Genomic DNA, 9,572 nt, shown 5'->3' with positions numbered 1-9,572 from the left:
AATCGGTTTCGTTCAGACGAATGTAGAGTTTTTTGAGCGGGTGGCGTACTATCCAGTATGGTTCACCGTTCCGGGATGTAAATGAGGCTTCTTCGATGTTATCTGACAGGAGATTGTACTGATAATTGGTATCTTCTGCTGGCATGATTATGGGCCAAATCTCATCACATGTATGCTGTGTCTCATGATTTTCCTTATGATACCACATATGTTAAATATTGGACCGTCATAATTGGATTACCTATGAAAGGTGTACTGATTCTTCTGGTTCTCCTGGTATTATCCCTTCCTGTGATGGGAATTGAGCAGGATGTACAATCTGATGATCTCAAAACGATTCAGATAGGGGCGGTGTTACCGTTTGACGGCCAGTGGGCTACTCTTGGAAGAGATAGTGAAGTAGCTCTGAACTTGTCAGTGGATATCCTGAATGAGTATCTCGCATCAGATAATCTTCAGGTTGAACTTCTGATTGAAGATAGCAGCAGTGATCCGGAGAAAGCCGTAAATGCCCTGAAAAAACTTCATGAAAAAGGGGTTATGGTGGTTATTGGTCCTTCAAGCAGTGAAGAAGCTGCTGCAATGGTTCCCTATGCCAATGAGAATGATATGCTGCTCATCGCTCCGTCAAGCTCAGCAGTTTCGCTCTCCCTTGATGACAATCTCTTTCGGATGGTTCCAAATGATGAGAACCAGGCTGAAGCTCTGGCCCTTCTGATGAAGCAAAAGAACATCACCGAGGTTCTGACCGTATACATGGACGATGAATATGGGTCCGGATTAAATGCCGCTATAATTGAAAAAGCTTCTGATCCGGCCTATGGATTCAGGATAGTAGGTTCGATACCGTATGATCCTAAACTCTCCGTCCATGATGCTCTGGTCCAGGAGATTGAAGAAGCTGCAGTAGGTTTGCCGAAAGATATCGGGGCAATTTTACTGATCGGGACTGAATCTCATGCAACCGGAATCTTCTCAACTGCCGGTATTGATAGCCCGCTCAGTGAGTATAAGTGGTTTTCAGGAGACAGTATCATTCGTGAGGCAGGTATCCTGAAAAATAGCGACGCTGCAGAGTTCGCCGCTAAAACGAGACTTGAAGGAGTTGCATTTGCATGTGAAGAAACCCTTACCCTTGTTCCTCTGATGCTGGCAACCGGGCTTATGAGTGGTGAACTAGGACATGCTCCATCTCCCGATGCTCTGCCGGTATGGGATGCATTATGGTTTGTAGCTGAAACATATCGTCTTGATCCTCATGCAGACATTGATACCTATAAAACCAATCTCCGGGCATTATTTGAAAGAGGTGGGAATCTATTCAATCAGCTAACCACGTTGAATGAATATGGGGATCTCCCGTCTGCCAAATACGCCCGATTCACCGTCACGAAGGGCAGTAATGGTGAGATCTACTGGAATCTTGACGGGATGTTTATCAGCAGCAAGACTTCAGGGATGTTCATCACCGATGCAGATGGGAAATTTACCCAGGAATCTGGTGATATCGTCATAGGAGCGGTTTTGCCTATTACCGGAGTCAATGGAGAGATGGGTACCGGTGCAGAACAAGCGATTAAACTCGCTATTGAACATGCAAATACCTATTATTCAAAAGCACTTGGTCTGAACATCCGTTTTTCAAGTGATATCCGTGATTCAGAAAGTGATGCAGCGGTCGCATTTGAGCAGGTCAGGTCCCTGCACGAGAACGGAGTAAATCTCATTATATTCGGCGGAATTAGTGAGGAATTATCCGCGGTTCAGGAATATGCACGAGAAAACAACATTATACTTCTTGCAACCCGGAGCACTGCCATATCTCTCTCTGATTCAGATGATTTCATCTATCGTCTAAGTCCGGATGATTCGCATCTGGTAAAAGCCATGGTCCGATTGATGGGGGAGCAAGGGAAAAACCATCTGGTGGTTCTGTATCGTGATGACATATATGGCCAGGACTTTTCTAATGCTCTCTCTGAAACCTTTACCGGAAGTATAGATAGTTTCAGTTATAGAGCAAATGAGACTGATTTTACCCCTCTTCTGGATGAGGCCGCCGCAGCTGTAGAGACTGCCGGGTATGAGGGTACTGCGGTGGTAGTGATTGGCACTGATGAGATCATCTCAATGCTTGAAGCAGTAAAGGAAGGGCCACTCACGTCTGTTGCATGGTACAGTGGTGACGGTGTGTCGCAAAGCAGGGATTTATTACAGTCAGAAAATGCGGTATCTGTGGCTATACAGACAAATCTGACCTGTGCCAACTTTGACAGTGCTGCAGACCAGCTCTTCATTCCGATGAGACATGTCGGCGTTGCATACCTTTCACGGGCTATAAAAGGAAATGCCGGATGGAATGAGATATCCGGTTATGATGCTGCCTGGATAGCAATGAATGCCTATGCAATGACACGGCCCGATGCCCCTTCAGAAGAACTGTGGAATATAATAAACAACCCCTATGGTGCGATGGGTATTGGTGAACAGTATGTGATGAATGATGCCCAGGACCAGTCAAACAGTTTTTATGCTTTCTATAAGGTTGCGGAAAGATCAGACGGGCCTGTATGGATCCCTGTAGCCTATTACCGGGATATCAAGGCATTTCCTGATGAACTGAAGATCGTTAGTGAATGATCCGGTTATACCTACCGGGGATAATACTTTTTTTAAGTAGTTCTCATCCAGATCTAAAAAATCAGATGTTCTTCCCTCTTTGTTGTGTAATATTCATCTCTTATTGAGCCCTTCTCGGTGCTACAACTATAATCCCCTATGAAAACTAAATGAATAAGTCTGATTGGATTATGAGCAAAACAATTATCACGGTAGTCGGAAAGGACACCGTTGGAATCATCGCAAAAGTGTGTACCTATCTGGCAAATAACCAGATTAACGTTGAGGATATCTCTCAGACGATCGTCCAGGGGTACTTTAACATGATGATGATCGTGGATACCGACCGCTCATCAAAACCCTTCTCAGAGATGGTAACTGATCTTGATGTACTCGGTGATGAGATCGGAGTGAAGATACGGTGCCAGCGTGAAGATATTTTTACAAAGATGCATCGAATTTAACAGGAAATCCCATGATAAATATCCTTGAGGTAAATGAGACAAACAATATGATCGAGCAGGAGAAGCTTGATGTCCGGACCATTACGCTGGGTATCAGTCTTCTTGACTGCGTTGACGCTTCCCTCGATGCCTTAAACCAGAAGATATATGCAAAAATAACCCGGCTTGCCAGAAACCTGGTCTCCACCGGGAGAGAGATAGAACTCGAATACGGTATACCCATCGTCAATAAGAGAATATCAGTAACCCCCATTGCACTCATCGCCGGACCTGCCTGCTCTACTCCTGACGATTTCGTGTCAATTGCACAAACCCTCGATAAAGCCGCAGCAGATATGGGTGTCAACTTCATCGGCGGATATTCGGCTATCGTTTCAAAAGGAATGACCCGGACTGATGAACTGCTCATCAGATCAATACCGCTGGCCCTGTCGGCAACCGAACGGGTCTGCAGTTCGGTGAATATTGGTTCGACAAAGACGGGGATAAATATGGATGCTGTCCGGCTCATGGGAGAGATCGTCAAAGAGACCGCAGAGGCAACAAAGGAACAAAACTCCCTCGGCTGTGCAAAACTGGTCGTCTTCTGCAATGCTCCTGATGATAATCCCTTCATGGCCGGTGCATTTCATGGAATATCTGAGGCAGATGCCGTCATTCACGTGGGTGTCAGTGGTCCGGGAGTTGTCAAGCATGCCCTTGAGAGCGTCAGGGGGAAAGATTTCGAAATCTTATGTGAGACGGTCAAGAAAACAGCATTTAAGGTAACCCGGGTCGGACAACTCGTTGCCCAGGTCGCATCAGAGCGTCTGGGAATACCCTTTGGTATTGTTGATCTGTCACTTGCACCAACCCCGTCGGTGGGGGACAGTGTTGCTGAGATCCTTGAAGAGATGGGACTTGAATCGGTTGGTGCACCGGGAACGACTGCTGCTCTTGCCCTGCTCAATGACCAGGTCAAGAAAGGAGGAGTGATGGCAAGTTCCTTTGTTGGTGGACTCAGTGGTGCATTTATTCCGGTGAGTGAGGACCAGGGGATGATTGATGCTGTTATCCGTGGGTCCCTTACACTAGAGAAACTTGAGGCAATGACCTGTGTCTGTTCAGTCGGCCTTGATATGATAGCAATTCCTGGAAAAACCCCTGCATCCACCATAGCCGGGATTATTGCAGATGAAGCGGCTATTGGGATGATTAATCAGAAAACAACTGCAGTGAGGCTCATTCCGGTTATCGGCAAGGATGTCGGAGACATGGTGGAGTTTGGCGGACTCCTGGGACATGCTCCAGTCCAGCAGGTGAATACCTTTGACTGCAGTAAATTTATCAACCGGGGTGGACGGATTCCGGCACCGATTCATAGTTTTAAAAATTAATTTATTGGGGCTTTAGCAAAATCCCCCTCATTTTTTAAAGATATCAGAAAAAGAGGTGCTAAAACATAAGACAGGGTCATGGATGGCATATGTTCAATGCTTACTTTCTTCTCCATTTCCTATCCGGGACGATAATTTCAAACCAACCCCTTTTCCTTCTTCTCCAGTCTCCCTGATTGAAAGACCGGTAAGGAGTATGAGTTTCTGGTTTGACTGGCTGATTGCATCTTTAATCTGCTTTCGGTCCGTAAATATCCCGTGCTGCGGCATAAATAAGGTCGTCATGTGGCTTTGATCTCCATTCAATCCACCGGTACGTCCCGTCCGTGCTCCGGTACCGGTTCTCAAAATCGGCTATTTCTTCCTGATCTGCAAGGATTCGGATCGCAGCAAGTGTCTTTTCCAGGTCATCGGGATGGACAAAATATTAAAAGATCTTCCCTTCAAGGTCTCCAATTGAATATCCAAGCACTCGTTCCCACTCCGGGTTTACCCTGACAAATTCTCCTTTCGTATTCGTGATACACAATAGGTCCGGTGCGGAGGTGAAAAACCGATCCAGTTCCTCACTCTTCTCTCAAAGCAACGTCTCAAATTTTTTTCGTTCCTCTCTATCACGGGACAATTCCTCTGAATATCTGATGAGTTCTCTTTCATGATATGTCAGTTCCCGTTCCAGTTCTTTTTCTCTGGTAATATCCATCATGAATCCTGACCGGAAAATTGCATATGAATCCCTGTTTTACTTTGTTGATGATCCTTATCATCCCGGACAGGCAATCCCCCGGGACTCCTTTATCCATTCTATCGCCCCGGAGCATGATCCCGCGAATATCGAGGTAACTTTGTTTGGGGTGGCATCTGACTTCTGTAACCGGTTTGCTATGGAAGGGTGGCTTGCACGGGGTGCCAAAGTGACTATCATAGAGGATCTGACTAAAGGAATTCATAAGGAGACCGCTTCCGTGCTTAGGGAATGCTCATACCAGAGGTATATACCTGACCGGCTTACTGCTATTACAAGTCAGGAATTACTGAGAGAACTGGATATTCTCTGATGGATAGGCTCTTTCAAAAAAAGAGAGAATTATTATGCAGTATCTGCAGTAAATTCGGTATCTGTAAATACCTTTTTCCCTTCAAGATAGGTAGCAACAACTTTTGCCTTGTTTATATCTTCGAATGGTAGCGAGAAGAGGTCCGTATCCAGAACGACTATGTCTGCGATTGTTCCCTTCTCAAGGGTTCCTGTACTGTTCTCCATGAAGTTGGTATATGCTCCCCAGTAGGTGTATGCTTCAATGGCGGTTTTCAGATCAATAAGTTGTTCCGGACGGTATGGCTCGGTTATGGGTGAGTCCGGGGGCAGGGGAAGCCGGGTAACTGCGGTCCTGATACCGTCCAGCGGATTATAGGTCAAATAATCAGTTCCTACCGGGTAATCGGTTCCAAATGCTACCATCCCCCCGCTATCAAGGATTGTTTTCAGTGAGTACATCCGGTGAGCCCGTTCTTCTCCGAGATAGGGAAGGGATACATGGTCAAAGTTTTCATCGTAATAGAACCAGTTCGGTTGCAATGCGGCAATTATCCCCAAATCATGGATCCGATGAACATCCGTTGGATCAATGAGCTGGATATGAGAGATTTTATGCCGTGAATCCCTGACTCCGTTCTTCTCCTGTGCGTTCTGATATGCATCAAGACACATCCTGACGGCTCCATCCCCGATGGCATGGATGTCTATCTGAAATCCTAAGGAGTCAAGAGCCTCAATCATATCCTGGAACTTATTCACGTCCCAGTTTATCGTCCCGTAGGTTGAAGGCTCGTCTGCATAGGGTTCGATGAGATACCCGGTATGTCCCTCAATAACCCCGTCAAGGAATAGTTTTCCGGTTTGAAATCTAAATAATCCTTCATCATCAGAATAATCATGGATGGTGCTGATGGTAACATTATACTGTGATTCTCCATCCAGAAGTCCGGGAAGATCATCAATGTAGGAATATCCTTCTTCTATTGCTGGATAACCCGGATAAAAGATGCTCCTCTCCGCTTCCATGAGGGGGATCTCTTCTACCCCAAGTTCAGGAAGGGCGACGATCTCACCAAATACCCTGACCGGTAATTTCCCTTCATCTTCAAGGTCGGCAAATGCGGAGATGATCTCTGGTGAGACTGCTGCATCATCTGCCGTCGTAATACCTGCTGCTGCCGCTTTCGGGAGTATTTTCTCAAGCATCTCTTTGATCTGGGCTATCGTCAGGGGAGGGACCTTACTTGTCACCAGGTTTGAAGCGGCCATCTCCCGAAGAACTCCTGTTGGATTGCCCTCTGCATCCCGTTCAATCCGAAATAAAAAAAGGAGGGTTAAAGATTTAATTATTTCATCTTTTTCCGGTTTATGTCCCTATTCTTCTGATAACTCTGATTATCCGGTTGAATCTTTAAGGCATTCTCATAACATCTCTCCGCACTTGCATACTCTGAAAGTTTGGTAAGACAGATTCCATATGCATTCCATGCCTTGTCATTGGATGGATCCGCCTCAGTGACCGAGAAAAACTCCTCTGCAGCCTTCTTATAATCTCCCTGCTTGTAAAATGCCATTCCCCCGGCATATGCAGAGCCGCCATCAACATCTCCCCCGTTATCAGAGTCCTCCAATGTCATCGAAGATTCAGCGTTTTGTACCTTGTTTTTTCGGTTCATGCAGGTTTTCTGGCTGGACCGGTTTTTTCGTCGCGTGTACAGATACATCAGTCCGATACCAATTCCAATCCCGCCCGCAATCCCGGCAATTGTTTCTGTTCCGGGCGGAAGAATACCGGATGGTTCAGGTCCCATAAGGGCAGGATCCATCAGATCCAGATCTGAAAGAGCAGTGACGCCGGTCAGATCGAGTGGTGTCTCTGTGCTGATTATCCTCCCGTCTGCATCCTTAAATGAGGTAAGAAGGTTTTCTGTAGTTGCATTTGGTGAGGGTTTGAATGTCACCTGAAAACTTGCAAAATCTGATGGTTTTAAGAGACCTACGCCATATTGCTTATACGGGTAGACTGCCCGGGCAGGATCCTGCACCGTTACAACCACAGCATTCGCTGCCTCAAGACCTGCATTTGTCACATCCCCCTTGACGGTTACATACTCCATTCCTGGAGTTATTTCAATATTTGAAACAAAGAGGTCAGCCTGTTTTTTGCTCGTCCCGGTTGAGATCGGCACGCTGACTGATGAGTTATGCAGGTTTATCCCGTTTTTGTATTGCACGATGAACTGCACCGGTTCATTCCCGTGCGGGGTGATATTGAATGGGATTTGGATGGGAATGTCCGGGTCTAACACACCAATATAACTTGATGCAGGCATGATCTCATGGATCGATTCTGCGGGGGTTACCTGCACACTTGAGACCGGGTTGTCACGGGGGTTCATGACAGTGAGGACGACCTGGTTTCGTTTATCCTCCACCCAGGTATCAGGTTTTGAGAATACCGTCAGGAGGACCGGTGTATCCTGGACAATGACCGGGAACGGCAGCCGGATAAAATGAGCCCCTCTGAATGAAGCAGTGAACACGGGGTAGTATATTCCGGGTGTTATGCCTGCCTGCATGGTAAAGGTTAAGGGCAGCCGGTTCCCTGGTCCGATAGTTCCGACCTTCTCATAGATCCCGGTCAGAATCTTCAGATCTTTTGAGACGACCAGTGCATCTGATATCGCAACCGGCAAGTCCTTGCCCGTATTCTCCATCAGAATGGTTGCCGTTGCAATATCTCCCGGCATAAGGATGGACGGGTCAAGAGAGATATTGGCAACCTGAATATGAGATGCTGCGAATGTATTCAGTAAATAAGGATCAACAGATCCAGAGCCTGAGTCTGATTTATCATCCGCTGCCAGTATTGGGGCGGGCAGGAATAAAAGAATTAGTAAAATGATGCACACGGCAGGATTGCTCGTTATCGCTCTTCTCATCGATTGGGTGTTTGTAATTGATGACATTTCTCCTCCAGATTTTTCAACCGTTAAGGGGTTTACCTGTTATACTCTATTCGTACCTCAATGCTTCAATCGGGTTGAGTCGTGATGCCTTCACGGCCGGATATAGACCGGATACAAGGCTGATTGCAATTCCGAAACTCATGGCATAAGGAATCTGCATAAGGGTTGTCGGATCTGAAAAATAGTTCATGGCCCCTATCATGTCAGCATACAGATACCCAAGCACAAGGCTGCATCCTCCACCGATTCCTGATCCGATTAAGCCAAGGAGCAGGGATTCGTAGATGAACATAGAAAGGATACTCCCCCTTCTGGTCCCGATAGACCTCAGCACTCCTATCTCCCGGTACCGCTCCATGACCGACATGACCATCACATTAAATATAGAAACTCCGGCCACAACCAACGATATTCCTGCTATGGCCGTCGTTGTTGCTGCTTTTTCTTCCATCTCCTTTAGGAAACGGTCTCTGAATTCATTAAAGTTGTTGAGGGTAATTTCAGAAGCACGTCTGTTGAGTTCATCTGAAACGGCCTTCATAGTTTCGTTCATCTCAGAAACATCATCCATTTTGACAAGTACCTGGTCGTACCCTTTAAAGTCAGAGTTTTCCCGAAGCCAGGGTTCATAGGGGATGATGGAATTGTCAACAAAGATATCCCACCGGTTGGTCATAACAAGGACCCCGACGACCCTGAGCGGGAACTCTTCATCCTCTCCTCCCGGATTCTTTTTTACAAAGGTGATCATGGACCCCGGTTTGATATTCTTCTGCATCGCCGTTAATGCTCCAACCACCACTTCTGTTCCTGATCTGGGGAGTGTTCCTGATTCCATATCTGTCACTTGTGCAAGGTCCGTGGGTGTTATTCCCATGACCATAGCACCCAGATATTCCTTTTTTAACTTTGGCTGGAAGAAAGAGCTTGTATATGTCGGGATAACCAGATGGTCAGGGACCGCACGACGAATTTCCATCACCTGTTTTTCGGTGATGAGAGCATCTTTCCCTTGTTTCATTGCATTATCATAATCTGATGTGATGATAAAACTGTCATAGGCTTTCCACTGGTCAGATATCTTCATCAGTTCCATATTCTCGAC

At 46.4% G+C, this 9,572-nt stretch carries 11 protein-coding genes; 4 read left to right on the top strand and 7 right to left on the bottom strand.

All coding sequences use genetic code 11. The annotated features are described in order from the left end of the window. Positions 1 to 243: 243 nt before the first annotated feature. The 3 genes from LDL35_RS12420 to LDL35_RS12410 all read left to right on the top strand — a co-directional run bounded on the left by LDL35_RS12420 (position 244) and on the right by LDL35_RS12410 (position 4,459). Positions 244 to 2,640: an ABC transporter substrate-binding protein gene (locus LDL35_RS12420; protein ID WP_304022876.1), complete on the top strand. Its 2,397-nt coding sequence runs from the start codon at positions 244 to 246 to the stop codon at positions 2,638 to 2,640. Between the two features lie 170 nt (positions 2,641 to 2,810). Further along, on the top strand, positions 2,811 to 3,083 hold the full coding sequence (locus LDL35_RS12415; protein WP_304022874.1) for an ACT domain-containing protein: 273 nt from the start codon (positions 2,811 to 2,813) through the stop codon (positions 3,081 to 3,083). Between the two features lie 11 nt (positions 3,084 to 3,094). Then, positions 3,095 to 4,459, top strand: coding sequence for a PFL family protein (locus LDL35_RS12410; RefSeq protein ID WP_304022872.1), 1,365 nt, complete (start codon positions 3,095 to 3,097; stop codon positions 4,457 to 4,459). Between the two features lie 93 nt (positions 4,460 to 4,552). Here LDL35_RS12410 and LDL35_RS12405 read toward each other — a convergent pair whose 3' ends face one another. The 4 genes from LDL35_RS12405 to LDL35_RS12400 are packed head-to-tail and all read right to left on the bottom strand — an operon-like array spanning position 4,553 to position 5,165. Beyond that, a complete protein-coding gene (locus LDL35_RS12405; RefSeq protein ID WP_304022870.1) occupies positions 4,553 to 4,744 on the bottom strand; it encodes a hypothetical protein in 192 nt (63 codons plus the stop codon). Continuing rightward, positions 4,689 to 4,838 carry a hypothetical protein gene (locus LDL35_RS15420; protein ID WP_369694930.1) on the bottom strand — a complete coding sequence of 50 codons (150 nt, stop codon included), beginning with the start codon at positions 4,836 to 4,838 and terminating at the stop codon, positions 4,689 to 4,691. The genes LDL35_RS12405 and LDL35_RS15420 overlap by 56 nt, the downstream gene beginning before the upstream one ends. A 48-nt stretch (positions 4,839 to 4,886) precedes the next feature. Then, positions 4,887 to 5,021, bottom strand: coding sequence for a PAS domain S-box protein (locus tag LDL35_RS15415; protein WP_369694929.1), 135 nt, complete (start codon positions 5,019 to 5,021; stop codon positions 4,887 to 4,889). Positions 5,022 to 5,036: 15 nt separating this feature from the next. Next, positions 5,037 to 5,165: a hypothetical protein gene (locus LDL35_RS12400; protein WP_304022868.1), complete on the bottom strand. Its 129-nt coding sequence runs from the start codon at positions 5,163 to 5,165 to the stop codon at positions 5,037 to 5,039. Here LDL35_RS12400 and LDL35_RS12395 point away from each other — a divergent pair. After that, positions 5,164 to 5,517 carry a hypothetical protein gene (locus tag LDL35_RS12395; protein WP_304022866.1) on the top strand — a complete coding sequence of 118 codons (354 nt, stop codon included), beginning with the start codon at positions 5,164 to 5,166 and terminating at the stop codon, positions 5,515 to 5,517. The two genes, LDL35_RS12400 and LDL35_RS12395, sit on opposite strands and share 2 nt — an antisense overlap. 32 nt (positions 5,518 to 5,549) lie before the next feature. On the opposite strand, the gene LDL35_RS12390 is transcribed toward LDL35_RS12395, so the two are convergent. The 3 genes from LDL35_RS12390 to LDL35_RS12380 form a co-directional block, all read right to left on the bottom strand. Next, positions 5,550 to 6,812 (bottom strand): amidohydrolase, encoded by a 1,263-nt coding sequence (locus tag LDL35_RS12390; RefSeq protein ID WP_304022878.1) that lies wholly within the window; start codon positions 6,810 to 6,812, stop codon positions 5,550 to 5,552. A 32-nt stretch (positions 6,813 to 6,844) separates the two neighbouring features. Continuing rightward, the gene (locus tag LDL35_RS12385) at positions 6,845 to 8,467 is read right to left on the bottom strand and encodes a tetratricopeptide repeat protein (protein WP_304022863.1); all 1,623 of its coding nucleotides are present in this window, start codon (positions 8,465 to 8,467) and stop codon (positions 6,845 to 6,847) included. A 46-nt stretch (positions 8,468 to 8,513) separates the two neighbouring features. Further along, positions 8,514 to 9,572, bottom strand: a 1,059-nt coding sequence (locus LDL35_RS12380; RefSeq protein ID WP_304022860.1) for an ABC transporter permease, incomplete at its 5' end; no start/stop codon positions are given.

Origin of the sequence: Methanospirillum hungatei (assembly GCF_020216685.1) — an archaeon.
Taxonomy (GTDB): Archaea; Halobacteriota; Methanomicrobia; order Methanomicrobiales; family Methanospirillaceae; genus Methanospirillum; species Methanospirillum hungatei_B.
Note: the sequence above shows the minus strand (reverse complement) of the source record. Positions and strands in the feature narration are given on the sequence as shown.